Raw genomic sequence first — 17,058 nt, 5'->3', positions numbered from 1 at the left:
TCAAGACGTAAAATTACAATTATTAAAAAGAGATTCAAAATAGCAATAGTATAAAACAACTTGTCGTACTTTGTTGCAATATACTAGCAATTGATTTTAAAAAACATGAAAACCCTTCCCGACATTCTCAAAAAAGAAAACTACAAAAAAATAAAATTCAAAGTTTCTAAAACGCAACATTTGCTCATCAAGGCGAGCATCAACGGCGTGAAAGGCAAAGGAATTATTGATTATTACGATCAGTGCGTGTATTTGATGTAAAAAAAACCGTTTGATTTCTCAAACGGTTTTTTTTACAATTCAAATGCTTTTTTAGGATTGTTATCACAAAGTAATTCCAATGGGTTTTCCAAAGCTTCTTTTACCGCTACAAGGAAACCAACAGACTCACGACCGTCAATAATTCTGTGGTCATACGAAAGAGCCACATACATCATTGGGTGAATTTCGACTTTCCCATTTACGGCAATTGGACGCTCAATAATATTGTGCATTCCAAGAATTCCTGATTGGGGTGGGTTGATAATTGGCGTACTCAACATACTTCCAAAAACACCTCCGTTTGTGATTGTAAAAGTTCCGCCTGTCATGTCGTCAACGGTTATTTGACCTTCACGTGCTTTGATGGCTAATCTTTTTACATCAGCTTCAACGCCTCGGAAAGTTAAATTTTCTGCATTACGAACTACAGGAACCATTAATCCTTTTGGACCAGAAACCGCAATTGAAATATCACAGAAATCGAAAGCAATTTTATGATCTCCATCCATCATTGAGTTCACATCTGGATACATTTTTAATGCTCTTGTTACTGCTTTTGTAAAAAAGGACATGTATCCCAAACCAAGTCCGCCATGTTTTGCTTTGAATGCCTCTTTGTATTTATTACGAAGCATATTTATTGGCGTCATGTTTACTTCATTGAATGTAGTCAACATGGCTGTTTCGTTTTTGGCAGCGACTAATCTTTCGGCGACTTTACGACGCAACATTGATAATTTTGTGCGCTCTGAACCACGGCTTCCTCCAGTAGGAGTTCCCATTGATGGAGTTGCATTTATGGCGTCTTCTTTAGTGATTCTTCCTTCTTTTCCAGTTCCGATAATGTCAGAAGGTTTGATGTTTTTTTCGTCCAATATTTTTCTTGCTGCTGGAGATGGAGTTCCTGAAGCATAAGATGTTTGAGCAACCGGAGCGACAACTTTCACTTCTTCTTTCTTAACTTCGGCGGGTTTTGCTTCTGGGTTTTCTTCTGCAACTACTACCGAACTTGATGGTTTTACACCTCCAGTATCAATTAAGCAAACTACCGCTCCAACGGCGACTGCATCCCCTTCTTCGGCTTTTAATGTAATGATTCCGCTAGCTTCCGCAGGCAGTTCGAGTGTTGCTTTATCGGAATCTATCTCGGCAATCGCCTGGTCTTTTTCGACATAATCGCCGTCTTTTACTAACCAGGTTGCAATTTCAACTTCTTTGATTGATTCTCCCGGTGATGGAACTTTCATTTCTAAAATCATCTTCTATTATTTTAAATTATGAATTTTAATTTTTAAATTGGTTGTGGTTTTAATTTGGCTAACATTAACCCTAAAAAATTTATTATCTTGATATATTCTTGTCAAAAACAAATTTCAAAGCTTCTGCGTGACGCCGTTTTGAACGGGTGCTACTCCCTGATGCCGATGCAGCAAACACTCTTAAAGATGCTAATCTAAATTTTACTAAATTAAAATTCATCAACATATATCCATAAGCACCCATGTTTTTAGGCTCTTCTTGTGCCCAAACATAATCATCTGCTTTTGGATATTTTGCAATAATTGCTTTTAATTGCTCTACTGGCAACGGAAATAATTGTTCAATTCTAATAATTGCAACGTCTTTTCGGCCATTAGTTTCTCTTTCGGAGGTGATGTCGTAATAGAATTTTCCCGTACAGAAAACCAAGGAAGTAACTTCTTCTTTGTTTACTGTTTCGTCGTCAAATGTCTCTTTAAAATTTCCGTTTTCGAAATCTTCAATTGGAGAAACTACTCTAGGATCGCGCAACAAACTCTTTGGCGTGAACACAATAAGCGGTTTGCGGAAGGTTGTTTTCATCTGTCTTCTTAGTAAATGGAAGAAGTTAGCTGGGGTTGTACAATTCGCAATGTACATATTCTGTCTGGCGCAAAGTTGCAAATAACGCTCTATTCTTCCTGATGAATGTTCTGCTCCTTGCCCTTCGTATCCGTGAGGTAATAAAAGAACTATTCCGTTTTGATTGTTCCATTTATCTTCGCCACAAGAAATATATTGGTCAATTACAATCTGGGCTCCATTACTAAAATCTCCAAACTGTGCTTCCCAAATCGTTAATGTATTTGGACTTGCCAAGGCATATCCGTAATCAAATCCTAAAACTCCATATTCTGATAAAAGGGAATTGTAAATATAAAAATTTCCTTTTTTTCCTTCCAAGTTATTCACTAAGATTACTTCTTCCTCTGAATCTTCAACTTTTACAACTGCGTGACGATGTGAAAAAGTGCCGCGTTCGACATCTTGTCCAGAAATACGAACATCAAACCCTTCTTTTAAAAGTGAACCATAGGCTAAATGTTCCCCCATAGCCCAGTCTAACTTGTTTGTTTCGAAAAACATTGTTTTTCTGTCGTTTATTAATTTTCGTGTTTTATTGATGAATTTTTTGTCTTCTGGTAAATTACACACTGCATTGGCAACCGCTGTTAGTCCTTCCTTATAATAAGAAGTGTCTACTTTTTTGAGCATTTGTGCCATATCGGCTTTTGACAAGCCTTTCCATTCATTTTGCATAAATGGAGTGATTATTGTAACTTCTTTTTTTCTGGATTCTTCGAGGTTAACTTCAAGTTTGGCTTTATATTCTATCTCCAATCCTTTAACATAATTGGCATCAATAACGCCTTCTTCCAATAATTTTTCCGCATAAATATCTCTTGGGTTTTTATGCTTGGCAATAACTTTATATAATAAAGGCTGTGTAAAACGAGGTTCATCCCCTTCGTTATGACCATATTTTCTATATCCCAAAAGATCAATAAATACGTCTCGACCAAATTCCATTCTGAAATCTAAAGCAAATAAGATGGAATGAACAACCGCTTCAGCATCATCTGCATTGACGTGCAATACTGGAGAAAGTGTTACTTTGGCGACGTCTGTACAATAAGTAGAAGAACGTGCGTCAAGATAATTAGTTGTAAAACCAACTTGATTATTGATTACAATATGAATTGTCCCTCCGGTTTTATAACCATCGAGTTGCGACATTTGTATGATTTCATAAAGAATTCCCTGGCCAGCAATTGCAGCATCGCCGTGAACAGCAATAGGCAATACTTTTGAAAAATCGTTCGGAAAATGCCGGTCTTGTTTTGCTCTTGTAATTCCTTCAATCACTGCGCCAACGGTTTCAAGATGCGATGGATTTGGAGCGAGATTGATGTTTATTTTTTTTCCGGTTTGTGTGGTTTTTTCGGCAGTAAGTCCTAAATGGTATTTTACATCTCCGTCAAAATCATCTTGATTATAATCTTTTCCATCAAATTCTCCGAAAATATCTTGAGTAGATTTGCCAAAAATATTTGCCAAAACATTCAAACGACCACGATGCGCCATTCCCATCACGAATTGTTCCACTCCTTTTTCAGCAGCTTTTTCAATTAGCACATCAAGTGCCGGAATAATAGATTCTCCTCCTTCGAGTGAAAATCTTTTTTGTCCAACGTATTTTGTATGTAAGAAATTTTCGAATGAAACAGCCTGATTTAATTTATTAAGGATTGCCTTTTTTTCGACTTGAGAAAAATTTGGCTGGTTGTCATTTTGTCCAATTTTATTCTGAATCCATTGAATGTCCTCTGGCTTGCGAATGTACATATATTCAACGCCTATGGATTGACAGTAAATTTTATTTAAATGAGTAAGGATTTCTTGAAGGGTACAAGACGGTATCTTAAGGATTCTTGCTGCGTCAAATACAGTTGTTAAATCTGCATTTGAAAGTTCAAAATTTCCAAGATCCAAATTTGGCGTATAGGTTCTTCGTTTATGAACAGGATTCGTTTTGGTAAACAAATGTCCGCGATTTCTATAGGCGTTTATTAAATTGATGACGTTAAATTCTTTCTGAAGTTTCTCAGAAACAGAGGTGCTTTCCATTATTTCGGAAGTGAAATTCCCGATTCTGTTTTTCGGGTTTTCTTCGTTATAAGTAGTCGTCCCAAAGTCGAAACCTTGAAAAAAACCTCTCCAGCTTGGCTCTACGCTATCTGGATTTTCTATATATTGATCGTATAATTGTTCGAAAAAGTCGGTGTGTGCCGCATTTAAAAAAGAAAACCTATCCATAATATTATCAAATCTGATCGTTTGTTAAAATAGTTTGGCAAAAGTACAATAATCCAACAATTATCTAATTCTTTTTAAATACTTTTATACCTGATATTGTTAAAAACCTAAATACTTATGAAAAAGTGTCGTTTTTTAATTGTTTCGAAATTCATTTTGCTTGTAACAATTTTATTTTTTTCTAACGCATTATTTGCACAAGGACAAACATTTGCATCAAAAACACAAAGCAATTTTTGGAAAAACGTCCAATTTGGTGGTGAAATTGGCTTGGGTTTTGGTTCTGGTTATACCGATATTTCCATTTCTCCCAGTACGATTTATAATATTAATCAAACGGTCTCGGTTGGTACTGCATTGCGATTTGGGTTTGTTTCTTCAAAAAACAATTTTACCTCAACCCTGTATGGAGGAAGTTTAATTGGATTGATAAATCCTATTCCAAAAATTCAACTTTCGGCTGAAATTGAAGAAACTAATGTGTCGACAAATTATCAACTTGAAGGCGGCAATTTGTCAACTGAATATTGGAATACCGCATTGTATTTTGGCGCAGGTTATAGAACAGGAGGTATTACTATTGGATTGCGTTATGACGTTTTGTATAAAGCCAATAAGAGCGTTTATGGTGATGCATTTATGCCGTTTGTCAGAATTTATTTTTAATTTTTAGATGTAATTTAGTTATGAAAAAGATTTCACTTTTAGTAATTTTTATCTGTTTTTCCAATGGGTTTTCTCAAAACAACATATTACAATCAGGCCCAATGGTGGGTTATTGCGAAATGACGGAGGCTATTATTTGGCTGCAAACCAATGAAAAAGCCACGGTGAAGATTGCCTATTTTGCAGTTGATAAACCAACTGAAATATTTTATTCAGACAATCATACTTCTGGCAAGGACGTGGGTTTTACCTGCCATCTTGTTTTGGACAAATTACAGCCGGGAAAAAAATACAAATACGCCGTTTACATCAATGACAAAAAGGTAGTTTTGCCTTATGAAACTTCATTTTCATCAAAAAAATTATGGCAATGGCGCGAAGATGCTCCTGATTTTACAGTTGCTTTTGGCAGTTGCATGTACATCAACGAAACGGCTTTAGACAGGCCGGGAAAACCTTATGGGAGTGGCTATTCTATTTTTGAATCCATAAACTCAAAACATCCTGATATTATGATTTGGGGCGGTGACAATGCCTATTTACGAGAAGCTGATTGGGATAGCAAAACAGGAATTTATCATCGAAATACACACTCCAGATCCATTAAAGAAATTCAACCATTGCTAGCAAAAACTCAAAATTTTGCTATTTGGGATGATCATGATTTTGGGCCAAATGACAGTGATCGTAGCTTTTATAACAAACACATAACTCAAAAAGCTTTTAAGGATTTCTGGGCAAATAAAAGCTACGGAATTGGTTCAGAACAAAACGAAGGTGTTTTCTCGACCTTTAATTGGGGTGATGCCCAGTTTTTTCTGATTGACGATCGTTTTTTTAGATCTCCACAAGATAGAATTACTGGAAATAAAACAATGTTGGGCACCACACAATTCGAATGGCTAATCGATGCTTTGAGCGGTTCAATTGCCAGTTTCAAGATAATTGTGATAGGCGGGCAAGTATTAAATTCAGTGCCAGACACAGAAAACTACGGCCATTATCCCGAAGAAAAGGAAAAACTTCTCCAAGAGATTTCAGACAATAGAATAAAAGGTGTTTTGTTCTTAACTGGGGATCGCCATTTTGCCGAAATGTCTATGTTGCCACGGGAAAACAGTTATCCTATTTATGATTGGACGGTTTCGCCATTTACTGCCGGAGTAGTTTCGGATAGTGTGCTAAAGGAAAACAACAAATATAAAGTTGAGGGCAGTACCTTTCTTCAAAATAATTTTGGAATAATTGCGTTTTCCGGAAACAAAGAAAATAGACAAATAAAATTGTCTTTGTTCGACAAAAACGGAAAAGAATTATGGAAAAAGGTAATCTTGAAAAAAGAGTTAGAGTAGTTAATACTTATTCCTGAACCACACTTTTTGCCATTCTCGTTTCAAAATCAAAAAGGCAACGTTTTCGGCTAGAAGCATTAAATCTGAACCGTCGAGTTTTTTTATTTGGTCTTCAGAAACATCAATGATGTAAAGAAGATTGAGGTATTTGGCAAATTTGTATTGAATGAGGCGGTAGATTTTTTCATGCAGCTGAACCTTTAATTCGTCTGGAGGAATACTCATTGGAAAGTCAACTCCCTCATTAGCCAAATTAAAATCCTTATTGATTTGCTCGATTAGATTCAAGTACAAATTATCTTTTGAAGCTTCGGAAAGAAGTGAATCACTGTTTATAGGTGCTATAAATGCTTTTGAATCCATAAAAAAAATTAAACTTTTCGTCCCATTAAATTTTCTCCAAACGATTGAAGCATTCCCTTTTTTTCATTATCAATACTGATTTTTTGTAGGATTTCAAATGCTTTTAAGGTATAATCCTGTATGGCTTTTTGTGTTGCAATTGTTGCTCCGGTTGCATTAAAAATTTGCTTTGCAGCACTAATTTTATTTGTATTATCATCCGGTTGAATGGAAAATAATTGCAACAATTGTTTTCTTTCTTCTGCCGATGAAAACTCGATAGCTTTTAGGTATAAATACGTTTTTTTGTTTTCAATAATATCTCCTCCTACTTGTTTTCCAAAGGTTTCTGGGTTTCCAAAAGCGTCTAAATAATCATCTTGCAACTGAAAAGCTAAACCTAAATTGAGTCCAAAACCGTAAATTAATTTCGAATTTTCCTTAGAAGTTTCAGCAACAATAGCGCCCATTTTCATTGCTGCAGCTACGAGAACGGCCGTCTTATATTCAATCATTTTCAAATATTCAGGAATCGTGACATCATCGCGGGTTTCAAAATCGACATCGTATTGCTGTCCTTCGCAAACTTCGAGTGCTGTTTTGCTGAACAATTTGGCCAACTTTAAGAATGTTTTTGGTTTGTATTTTTCGAAATATTGATACGCCAAAATTAGCATTGCATCGCCAGAGAGAATTCCGGTGTTAATATTCCACTTTTCGTGAACCGTGCTATTTCCTCTTCGCAAAGGCGCATCATCCATGATGTCGTCGTGAACTAACGAAAAATTATGAAAAACCTCAACAGCCATAGCTGCTGGTAAAGCTTTTTTATAATCGGCATCAAAAATTTCTGCACTCATTAATGTCAAAACCGGGCGCATTCTTTTTCCTCCAAGCTGCAAAATGTAATCAATGGGCTGATACAAATTTTTAGGCTCTTTGTTGATTTTTTGATTTTCTAAATAAATTAAAAATTGCTCTTGATATTGATTGATTGAAAGCATATGAGTCGTATCGTTTAATACTACAAAGGAAGCCAAAAAATTGGAAACCTGAAACCTTAAATTTTTCTAAATGTTAAATAATTGTAAATACTTTGGAAACTATTTTGGTGTTTAAAGTTTCCGATTTACATTTGCACTCGAAAATTAAGACAAAATGAAAGAGAAAATTATATCAAAAGCAACCGAGTTGTTTCTGAAACTAGGTTTCAAGAGCGTGACCATGGACGATATTGCAGGTGAAATGTGTATTTCAAAAAAAACTATTTATAAATATTTTTGCAATAAAGAAATCTTGATTGAAGAGGGAACTGTCATTATTCATGAAAAAATACATCAGGTAATTAGCACCATAATTACAAAAAAATACAATGCTATCGAAGAAAATTTTGAAATCAGAAAAATGTTTAAAGAAATGTTTCAATCATCGGACACTTCTCCTATTTATCAATTAAAAAGACATTATCCTGAAATACACGGAAAAGTAATGTCGAGAGAAATTGAGGAATGTAACACTGTGTTTAAACAAAATATTGCTAAGGGAATTGAACAAGGTTTGTATCGAAAAGAAATTGAAATCGAAAATTATGTTAAATTTTATTACACTTTAATTTTCGGCATAAAAGAAGGAATAGTTTCTGAAAAAGAAGGTCAAGAATTAGAATTAAAAATATTAGAATATCACACTAGGGCAATGGCAACATCAGAAGGAATAATCGAACTCGAGAAACAATTACAAAACTATAATCAATAATGAAGAAACTATTTTTAATTCCTTTTTTAGTATTTACCTTCACGGCAAGAGCACAAGGTTCAAGTGACAGCGAACAGGCAAATAAAACAAAAAAACAAGCCCTCGCTTTAACTTTAGAACAGGCAATCGCTTACGCATTGTTAAATAATTATTCCGTAATAAATGCAAATCGAGATATTGATGCATCCAAAGAAAAAAAACGAGAAACAACGGCCCTAGGTTTGCCGCAAATTAATGCAGGATTAGATTATTTAAATAATTTCGAATTTACTAAACAAGGCGTTACTGGCGGAGGTCCTTTTGGGGGAAAGCCAGGCCAAATTTCAACAATCGTTTTTGGAACAAAACACACTATGATTTCAAAAGTAACTTTAAGCCAGTTAATTTTTGATGGTTCGTATGTAGTTGCCTTACAAGCATCGAAAGCCTATTTACAATTCTTTGAAAACGCCAAGAAAAAAACCAACAGTGAAGTTCGTGAAATGGTGATCAACTCCTATGGAAATGTGCTTTTGGCCGAAGAAAGCATAAAAATATTGGAAAGCAACAAAGCCATTTTAGAGAAAAATTACAACGACATCGACCAAATTTATAAAAACGGATTAGCTGAAGAAGAAAGTGTTGAGCAAATAGCTATAACCTTGGCTTCGGTAAAAAGCAGTTTGAACAACGTAAAAAGATTGAAAAACATTTCTATAAAAATGCTTAAATTAAATTTAGGAATCGAAATAAATGAAGACTTAAAATTAACTGATAATTTAGATGAATTATCTAAAACAAATTTAAGTTTTACTTTCACAAACACCGACTTTAAAATTGACAATTCGATTGATTATCAAATCGCTTCGAGCATAACAAATCAAAAAAGGTTGTTGCTAAAACTTGAAAAAAGCAAGGTGTTACCATCCCTTGGGGCTGCGGTAAATTTTGGCTATAATTCATTTGAAAACGATTTTAAGTTGTTTTCACAGCGTCAAAAGTGGAATAATTTTTCCAATCTTGGAGTAAGTTTAAATGTTCCGATATTTAGTAGTTTTGGAAGACAAGCAAAAACACAGCAGGCACAAATATCTTATGAGCAGGCACAAACTCAACAAACCGAAATAGAGCAAAAACTCAACTTGTTATACGAAAAATCGAAAAGTGATTTTGAGTTTAGCATCGAACAATATGCAACTTCAAAAACCAATTTAAATTTGGCTGAACGAATCGAGAAAAAACAGCAAATCAAGTTTAAAGAAGGCCTTTCGACGAGTTTTGAGTTTAGCGAAGCACAACGACAATTATATACTGCACAACAAAATTATTTGCAATCCATGGCTGATATTATCAACAAAAAAGCAGCTTTAGAAAAATTAACAATCCAACAATAAATATAAAAATGAAAAAAATACTATTCCTTACATTATTATCGGCAATTTTATTTTCCTGCGGAAAGAAAGAAGAAACTCAAAACATCGACACCTTAATCGAAGCTAAAAATTTGAGTGCATTACAAGCCAAAAAAGCATTAATTCAAGCAGATTTGACCAAAATCGAAGAAGCTTTAGCAACATTAGACGTGAGAAAAGAAGAGGCTTTGGTTTCGGTTATTACTGTAAAAGACACTGTATTCAGTCATTATCTTGAAATTCAAGGGAGTGTAAACACAAAAGAAAATATATTGGTTCAACCAGAATTTCAAGGAACGTTAGTTGCATTGAACGTGAAAGCGGGACAAAGAGTTTCAAAAGGACAAATACTTGGACGAGTTGATGATGCGGGATTAAGCCAGCAAGTGGCGAGTTTAGAAAACCAATATGCATTGGCAAAAACCACTTTCGAACGTCAAAAAAATCTTTGGAATCAGAAAATTGGCTCCGAAATTCAATATTTACAAGCACAAACCCAAATGATTTCTGCTCAAAGAGGTGTTGCACAAATAAAGGCACAGCTAGCAAAAACCGTAATAAAAGCACCTTTTTCCGGGACCATCGACGAGGTTTTTGTAGAGCAAGGACAGGTTGTTGCACCAAGCCAACAAGGATTAATGCGAATCGTGAATTTGTCGAACATGTATGTTTCTACTTCGGTTCCCGAAACTTACATTGGTAAACTAAAAATAGGTACTCAAGTAGACGTTTTCTTTACTTCATTAGGGAAAACCTATAAAGGAAAAGTACGGCAAATAGGGAATTTTATCAATCCAAATAACAGAAGTTTTGGCATTGAAGTTGGCGTGCCAAATCCAGAAAATTTGTTGCGTCCCAACCAAGTGGCGAAACTTAAAATTATTGATTACGTAAGTAAAAACGTGATTGTGGTTCCCACGAATGTAATTCAGGAAGATGGCGATAGAAACAAATTTGTTTTCACAGTAATTAACACAAACGGAAAGACAGGAACTGCTAAAAAAGTAATATTGAAATTGGGGAAATCCTCTGATAATGTTACTGAAATACATAGCGGTTTATCATCTAATGATGTCATTGTAACCGAAGGAGTAAACGCTATTTCTGACGGAATGAAATTAAATTTCTAAAAAAGTTTAAGATGGTTTAAAAGTTTAAGATGGTTTAATTAAAACCGTCTCGTTTAGAACTTTTAAACAACTTTAAACAACTTTAAACAAAAAAAATGGGTCATAAAAACAAAGAATTCGGTATTTCAAATTGGGCTGTCGACAATCGCGTTACGGTTTACATCTTGACATTTATTATAGTAATTCTAGGAGTAACTGCCTATATTACTATGCCTCGCGAGGATTTTCCGGAAGTCATAGAGAACAAAGTATATATTTCGTCTGTTTTCCCTGGGAATTCAGCCGAAGATGTGGAAAAATTGGTTGTTAAACCATTGGAAAAAGAAATCAAAAACATCAGCGGTGTAACCAAAGTCACTTCGAGTTCGTTCCAAGATTATGGAATGATTATCGCCGAGTTTGACGACGATGTTACCATTGAAGAGGCAAAAGTAAAAATTAAAGACAAGGTTGATAATGCTAAAGCCAACACAGATTGGCCCAATCTTGACAACGGAAGTAAAGTAGAGCCCAATGTTTTTGAATTGAATATTTCAGAAGAAGTACCTATTCTAAATATTAATTTACAAGGTAATTACACGACACAACAACTCAAGAAATACGGCGAATTATTGCAAGATGATCTTGAAGAAATATCTGAAGTAAAGAAAGTAGACATTCTGGGTGTCGATGATAAAGAAGTAGAAATTGCCGTGGATATTTTCAAAATGACCGCTGCACAAGTGACTTTCGACGAAATCCAAAATGCGGTAAAATATGAAAATATGACGCTTTCGGGCGGAAATTTAGTTTCACAAGGTTCCAGAAATAACATTCGAATCGTTGGCGAAATCAAAGAACCCAAAGAGTTGGAAAATATTATTGTGAAATCCTACGGCGGAACAGTTTACCTTAAAGACATTGCCAAAGTAAGCTTTAAAGAAAAAGAAAAAACCACTTATGCTCGCGAAAAAGGTACTGAAGTCGTGATGCTCAACGTGAAAAAACGTTCTGGGCAAAATATGATTTCGGCGATTGATCAGGTCAAAGAAAGAGTCGAAAAGGCAAAAGAAAACTATTTGCCAAAAAACTTGAAAATCGAACTAACTAATGACCAATCTTCTCGTGTAGAACACCAAGTCGATGAATTGTCGAACCACATTATTTTCGGGATAATCTTGGTCATGATTGTGTTAATGTTTACGATGGGACTAAGGAATTCCTTGTTTGTGGGTGCGGCAATTCCGTTGTCGATGATGATAGCATTCGCCATATTATCGGCTTTAGGTTTAACGTTGAACACGATGGTCCTCTTTGGATTAGTAATGGGATTAGGAATGCTGGTCGATGACGGAATTGTGGTCGTCGACAATGTTTTTGCCAATATGAAAAAGGGCTATTCTCGAATTGAGGCGTCCAAAATTGGTATTGGCGAAATCGCTTGGCCGGTCATTTCCTCTACCGCTACAACATTGATGGCGTTCTTGCCTTTTGCCTTATGGCCGGGAACGATGGGGAAATTTATGAAATATTTCCCAATGACTTTGACCGTAACGCTTAGTGCATCTTTATTCGTCGCGATGGTTATCAATGCCGCAATGACGGGTGGCTCGATGGATATTGAAGATAAAAATGTTTCTAAAAAGAATTTAAAATTCTACACTATTTTGTTTTTGTCTTTTGGAATATTATTTACCTTTCTGGGATCTAAATATACGTATGACAGCAAATTAATTAGAGGAATTGGACATCTACTTTTAATTTCATTAGGTTTAATGTGGTTGTATTTTTTAAAAATTTACCAATGGACTCAGGATTTCCAGCATAGTTTTTTTCCAAGATTAGAAGATAAATACAAGGTTTTTTTAGCTAAAATACTTACCAAAAACAAATCTTGGTTTGCCTTAGGAGGAATTATTGGGTTGTTGATTTTTTCCTTTGTTTTGTTGGGCGCTTTTCCAAGAAAAGTGTTGTTTTTTCCTGATAACATTCCCAATCAAGTAATCGCTTACATCGAATATCCTCAAGGAACTACGATTGAAAAAACCAATAAAGCAACCCTGTTTGTAGAAAATCAAGTCATTGGAATATTGCAAAAATATGTAGATCCAAAAACTGACAAAAACTTCTTGGCAGAATCTGTCGTTTCCCAAGTGGGAAAAGGGGCGGGAAACCCGCAAGTAGATGCAGGTTCCGCTTCGGAAACGCCTTATAAAGGGAAGGTAACAGTAAGTTTCTCGGAATTTAAGTTTCGTCAAGGAATCAATACTTCCGACATTTTGGAAGAAATTCGTTCCAAAGTAGTAGGAATTGCCGGAGCAATTATAACTGTCGAAAAAGATGCCAACGGACCGCCGTCGGGTTATCCAATCAGCATTCAATTAGCCGGAGATGATTATGATTTGATGCTAAAAGAAGCCGATAAAATGATTGCTTTTGTCAATTCGAAAAACATTCCCGGTGTCGAAAAATTGAGCGTCGATATCAACAAAGAAAGTCCTGAACTCGAGGTAAAAGTCGATAGGGTAAATGCCGGAAGCATGGGTGTTTCTACAGGACAATTGGGTTTTACACTACGCCGTTCGGTTTATGGTCAGGAAATTTCGACTTACAAAGAAGGGGACGACGATTATAATATCGTGATGCGTATGCAGGAAGACCAACGTAAAAATGAAAATATTCTTTTCAATCAATCGTTGACTTTTAGAAACCAAAATAACGGACAAATCATGCAAGTTCCAGTTTCTGCGATTTCTAACACCGAAAAAACCACGACTTATAATCAGATAAAAAGAAAGAATTACAAGCGAATAATGACGATTTATTCTAATGTGTTGACTGGTTTTAATGGTAATGAAATTACACAACAAATCCAAACAGAATTAAAAAATTACGAGTTGCCAAAAGGCGTAAGCTATTCCTTCTCTGGAGTACAGGAAGAACAGGACAAAAATCAAAGTTTCTTGATGTATGCACTATTCTTGGCTTTGTCGGGAATAACCTTAATCATCGTGTTGCAATTTAATTCAGTGTCGAAAACTATGGTTATTTTATTCACGGTAATACTGAGTTTCAGCGGTGTTTTCTATGGTTATGTGATTGCCAATATGGATTTTGTAATCCTAATGACCATGATGGGAATCATCTCGCTCGCCGGTATCGTCGTGAAAAACGGAATCGTATTAATGGATTTCTTCGTTTTGCTGATGGATAAAAAAATGTATGACAAAGGAGTAGAATCTCACGACGATTTAACGCTAAATGAAATAAAAGAAGTCATCATCGACTCCGGGAAATCGCGTTTGCGTCCCGTTTTATTGACGGCATTAACGGCAGTTTTGGGGTTGATTCCACTGGCGATTGGACTGAACTTTGACTTCTTTGGACTAATAACCGACTTTAACCCACACTTTTTTATGGGCGGAGACAACGTGGTTTTCTGGGGTCCACTGGCTTGGACAATTATCTTCGGATTGACGTATGCCACGGTATTGACCTTAGTAATGGTTCCGGTAATGTTTTACTTGGTCAAAAGAACGAAATATTGGTTGCGCGATCGAAGATTAGCTCGTACTACCGAAATATAATTTTTTTAAACTTTTATAGAGAAACCCCCCGAAATTTGATTTTGGGTGGTTTTTTTGTAGGAATGGAAAGAGTATAATACCTCTAGAAATTAGGACCACTTGATTAATTGAAAATTATTAATTTAGTCAAGTGAAAATTATGTGAAAGTTTTGTCTGGTTTTTGGGGAGCAGCATAGACAGTAAAGAGACCATTACAAATGGTTTAGTGGAAGTGGGAAAACAAAATCTGCTAAATGATTATAATAAACCAGCAGTATACAAGTCTTTAAAAAACTCATTGAATGATGATTTCAGCAAAGTCTCGTTAGAAATTGAATACTAACTCCCTTAGAAAAAGAATGGGAAGACAAACACTTGGTATAGTAACCTAACCTTATTGGGTTCATATTTTAGATCTCATTCTGAATGGACTGTTGAGGGTAAAAAAAGTTCTCAGAACAATTTTAGACCGAACAGTGGCTTCATATAACCACTCCGATCAGACGCATGAACTGAATACAAGGTTGAAGGTTCCCCTCGGCAATTATGTCACAAATTCGGGTAGAATAAACAGCACTCCCGCTGTCATAAAATCCTTCGAAACCCCTTTAAAATCAAGGAAATCAACCCAGATATCTGCCGACTACTCCACCGTAACAGACTTAGCTAAGTTTCGTGGTTGATCTACATTGCAACCTCTCATTACCGCAATATGATAAGACAAAAGCTGTAAGGGAATGGTTGTAATTAATGGCGATAATGCATCCGACGTTTCAGGAACTTCAATAACATAATCGGCTAATTCACGGACTTGGGTATCGCCTTTTGTCACCACAGCTATAATCCTCCCGCTTCTTGATTTTATTTCCTGTATATTACTAACTATTTTATCATAATGACCTTGCTTTGGCGCAATAACAACCACCGGCATTTGGTCGTCTATCAAAGCAATTGGGCCATGTTTCATTTCGGCAGCAGGATAGCCCTCTGCGTGAATATAAGAAATCTCTTTAAGCTTTAAAGCCCCTTCAAGGGCTACGGGAAAATTGTATCCCCTCCCTAAATACAAACAATTAGGAGCGTCCTTAAATGTAGCGGCTATTTCTTTTGCTTTCTCATTGGTTTCCAAAGCTTCTTTTACTTTTTCGGGAATTATTGCCAATTCCTGCAAGTACATGTGGAAATCCGAATTAGATAAAGTTCCTTTGGCTTTTGCCAAACGCAAGGCTATCATTGTTAAAACCGTAATTTGTGTGGTAAATGCTTTTGTCGAAGCAACCCCAATTTCTGGCCCTGCGTGTGTATAAGCACCGGCATGAGTTTCTCTTGAAATAGAGGAGCCAACAACATTACAAACTCCGAAAACAAATGCACCTTGTTCTTTGGCCAATTTTATGGCGGCCATTGTATCAGCTGTTTCTCCAGATTGCGAAATGGCAATTACCACGTCTCGGCTATTTATTATTGGATTTCTGTATCTAAATTCAGAAGCATATTCGACTTCTACAGATATTCTAGCAAATTCTTCAAAAACATATTCTGCTACTAAGCCTGCGTGCCATGAAGTTCCACAAGCGACAATAATAATCCGATCTGCATTCAGGAATTTTTCTAAATTATCCTCTACACCCGACATTTGTATTATCCCTTCATTTGCATGTAATCTTCCGCGATACGTATCTTTTATAACGCTTGGTTGTTCGTATATTTCTTTCAACATAAAATGATCGTAACCCCCTTTTTCAATTTGCTCCAAGTTAATTTGAAGTTCTTGGATATAAGGAGCGACTAAAGAGTCATCTTTAATTTTTCTCACTTTTATTGGCTTGTGGAGCCTTATATTTGCCATTTCACCGTCTTCTAAATATACTGCATTCGAAGTGTATTCAATAAATGGAGAAGCATCCGATGCAATGAAATATTCACCTTCGCCAATTCCTATCGCTAATGGGCTTCCCAAACGGGCAACAACGATTTCATCTGGGTTTTTTTTGTCAAAAACGGCAATTGCATAAGCCCCAACAACTTGGTTTAGTGCTATTTGAATAGCTTTACCTAGTTTTATTTTTTCTTTTTTTTGTACTTCTTCTATGAGATTTACAAGTACTTCGGTATCTGTATCTGAATGAAAAACATACCCTCTTTTTATCAATTCTTCTTTGAGCGGAGCATAATTTTCAATAATTCCGTTATGAATTATTACCAAATCCCCAGAATTAGATAAATGAGGATGTGAGTTCACGTCGTTTGGAACGCCGTGTGTTGCCCAACGTGTGTGTCCTATTCCAATGATGCCATTGATTGTAATCTCTTTTAAAGACCTCTCTTCAAGATCTACAACTTTTCCTTTTGTCTTTGAAAGTTTTATGTCAGTTCCGTCATATAACATAACTCCTGCACTATCGTATCCTCTATATTCTAGCCTTTTTAATCCTTTAATAACAATAGGATAAGCTTCTCTATAACCGATGTATCCAACTATTCCGCACATAATTTTGG

At 35.7% G+C, this 17,058-nt stretch carries 12 protein-coding genes; 7 read left to right on the top strand and 5 right to left on the bottom strand.

Annotation, left to right across the window (positions count from 1 at the left end; genetic code table 11):
- The first annotated feature begins 105 nt into the window (after window positions 1-105).
- Window positions 106-261 (top strand): hypothetical protein, encoded by a 156-nt coding sequence (locus AABM59_RS00815; RefSeq protein WP_338407079.1) that lies wholly within the window; start codon window positions 106-108, stop codon window positions 259-261.
- Between the two features lie 32 nt (window positions 262-293).
- Here the strand turns inward: AABM59_RS00815 and odhB are convergent, their stop codons facing one another.
- Window positions 294-1,520 carry a 2-oxoglutarate dehydrogenase complex dihydrolipoyllysine-residue succinyltransferase gene (gene odhB / locus AABM59_RS00810; protein ID WP_338407078.1) on the bottom strand — a complete coding sequence of 409 codons (1,227 nt, stop codon included), beginning with the start codon at window positions 1,518-1,520 and terminating at the stop codon, window positions 294-296.
- Between the two features lie 82 nt (window positions 1,521-1,602).
- Complete coding sequence (locus AABM59_RS00805) at window positions 1,603-4,377, bottom strand: 2-oxoglutarate dehydrogenase E1 component (protein WP_338407077.1); 2,775 nt, start codon at window positions 4,375-4,377, stop codon at window positions 1,603-1,605.
- A gap of 117 nt (window positions 4,378-4,494) precedes the next feature.
- On the opposite strand from AABM59_RS00805, the gene AABM59_RS00800 reads away from it, so the two are divergent.
- Window positions 4,495-5,043, top strand: coding sequence for a hypothetical protein (locus tag AABM59_RS00800; protein ID WP_338407076.1), 549 nt, complete (start codon window positions 4,495-4,497; stop codon window positions 5,041-5,043).
- 20 nt (window positions 5,044-5,063) lie between these two features.
- The gene (locus tag AABM59_RS00795) at window positions 5,064-6,395 is read left to right on the top strand and encodes an alkaline phosphatase D family protein (RefSeq protein WP_338407075.1); all 1,332 of its coding nucleotides are present in this window, start codon (window positions 5,064-5,066) and stop codon (window positions 6,393-6,395) included.
- Here the strand turns inward: AABM59_RS00795 and AABM59_RS00790 are convergent, their stop codons facing one another.
- Window positions 6,396-6,758, bottom strand: coding sequence for a hypothetical protein (locus tag AABM59_RS00790; RefSeq protein ID WP_338407074.1), 363 nt, complete (start codon window positions 6,756-6,758; stop codon window positions 6,396-6,398). It abuts the gene before it with no gap.
- A gap of 8 nt (window positions 6,759-6,766) precedes the next feature.
- Complete coding sequence (locus AABM59_RS00785; RefSeq protein WP_338407084.1) at window positions 6,767-7,741, bottom strand: polyprenyl synthetase family protein; 975 nt, start codon at window positions 7,739-7,741, stop codon at window positions 6,767-6,769.
- A 154-nt stretch (window positions 7,742-7,895) separates the two neighbouring features.
- Between AABM59_RS00785 and AABM59_RS00780 the strand changes: the two genes are divergently transcribed.
- From AABM59_RS00780 to AABM59_RS00765, 4 genes are all read left to right on the top strand, one after another.
- Window positions 7,896-8,492 (top strand): TetR/AcrR family transcriptional regulator, encoded by a 597-nt coding sequence (locus AABM59_RS00780; protein WP_338407073.1) that lies wholly within the window; start codon window positions 7,896-7,898, stop codon window positions 8,490-8,492.
- The gene (locus AABM59_RS00775; protein WP_338407072.1) at window positions 8,492-9,865 is read left to right on the top strand and encodes a TolC family protein; all 1,374 of its coding nucleotides are present in this window, start codon (window positions 8,492-8,494) and stop codon (window positions 9,863-9,865) included. The genes AABM59_RS00780 and AABM59_RS00775 overlap by 1 nt, the downstream gene beginning before the upstream one ends.
- A gap of 8 nt (window positions 9,866-9,873) precedes the next feature.
- The gene (locus tag AABM59_RS00770; RefSeq protein ID WP_338407071.1) at window positions 9,874-11,013 is read left to right on the top strand and encodes an efflux RND transporter periplasmic adaptor subunit; all 1,140 of its coding nucleotides are present in this window, start codon (window positions 9,874-9,876) and stop codon (window positions 11,011-11,013) included.
- Between the two features lie 95 nt (window positions 11,014-11,108).
- Window positions 11,109-14,579, top strand: a complete 3,471-nt coding sequence (locus tag AABM59_RS00765) for an efflux RND transporter permease subunit (RefSeq protein WP_338407070.1) — start codon at window positions 11,109-11,111, stop codon at window positions 14,577-14,579.
- A gap of 623 nt (window positions 14,580-15,202) precedes the next feature.
- Here the strand turns inward: AABM59_RS00765 and glmS are convergent.
- A complete protein-coding gene (glmS, locus tag AABM59_RS00760; protein ID WP_338407069.1) occupies window positions 15,203-17,050 on the bottom strand; it encodes a glutamine--fructose-6-phosphate transaminase (isomerizing) in 1,848 nt (615 codons plus the stop codon).
- Window positions 17,051-17,058: the final 8 nt, after the last annotated feature.

Origin of the sequence: uncultured Flavobacterium sp. (assembly GCF_963925185.1) — a bacterium.
Taxonomy (GTDB): Bacteria; Bacteroidota; Bacteroidia; order Flavobacteriales; family Flavobacteriaceae; genus Flavobacterium.
The sequence above is the reverse complement of the archived record's forward strand: the minus strand, read 5'-3'. Positions and strand labels throughout refer to the sequence as shown.

What these genes read in the sequence shown, in the direction of transcription:
- AABM59_RS00800 (WP_338407076.1), top strand. Translation starts at nt 4,495, where the DNA reads ATGAAAAAGTGTCGTTTTTTAATTGTTTCGAAATTCATTTTGCTTGTA.
- odhB (WP_338407078.1), bottom strand. Translation starts at nt 1,520, where the DNA reads ATGATTTTAGAAATGAAAGTTCCATCACCGGGAGAATCAATCAAAGAA.
- AABM59_RS00770 (WP_338407071.1), top strand. Translation starts at nt 9,874, where the DNA reads ATGAAAAAAATACTATTCCTTACATTATTATCGGCAATTTTATTTTCC.
- AABM59_RS00790 (WP_338407074.1), bottom strand. Translation starts at nt 6,758, where the DNA reads ATGGATTCAAAAGCATTTATAGCACCTATAAACAGTGATTCACTTCTT.
- AABM59_RS00815 (WP_338407079.1), top strand. Translation starts at nt 106, where the DNA reads ATGAAAACCCTTCCCGACATTCTCAAAAAAGAAAACTACAAAAAAATA.
- glmS (WP_338407069.1), bottom strand. Translation starts at nt 17,050, where the DNA reads ATGTGCGGAATAGTTGGATACATCGGTTATAGAGAAGCTTATCCTATT.
- AABM59_RS00765 (WP_338407070.1), top strand. Translation starts at nt 11,109, where the DNA reads ATGGGTCATAAAAACAAAGAATTCGGTATTTCAAATTGGGCTGTCGAC.
- AABM59_RS00795 (WP_338407075.1), top strand. Translation starts at nt 5,064, where the DNA reads ATGAAAAAGATTTCACTTTTAGTAATTTTTATCTGTTTTTCCAATGGG.
- AABM59_RS00780 (WP_338407073.1), top strand. Translation starts at nt 7,896, where the DNA reads ATGAAAGAGAAAATTATATCAAAAGCAACCGAGTTGTTTCTGAAACTA.
- AABM59_RS00785 (WP_338407084.1), bottom strand. Translation starts at nt 7,741, where the DNA reads ATGCTTTCAATCAATCAATATCAAGAGCAATTTTTAATTTATTTAGAA.
- AABM59_RS00775 (WP_338407072.1), top strand. Translation starts at nt 8,492, where the DNA reads ATGAAGAAACTATTTTTAATTCCTTTTTTAGTATTTACCTTCACGGCA.
- AABM59_RS00805 (WP_338407077.1), bottom strand. Translation starts at nt 4,377, where the DNA reads ATGGATAGGTTTTCTTTTTTAAATGCGGCACACACCGACTTTTTCGAA.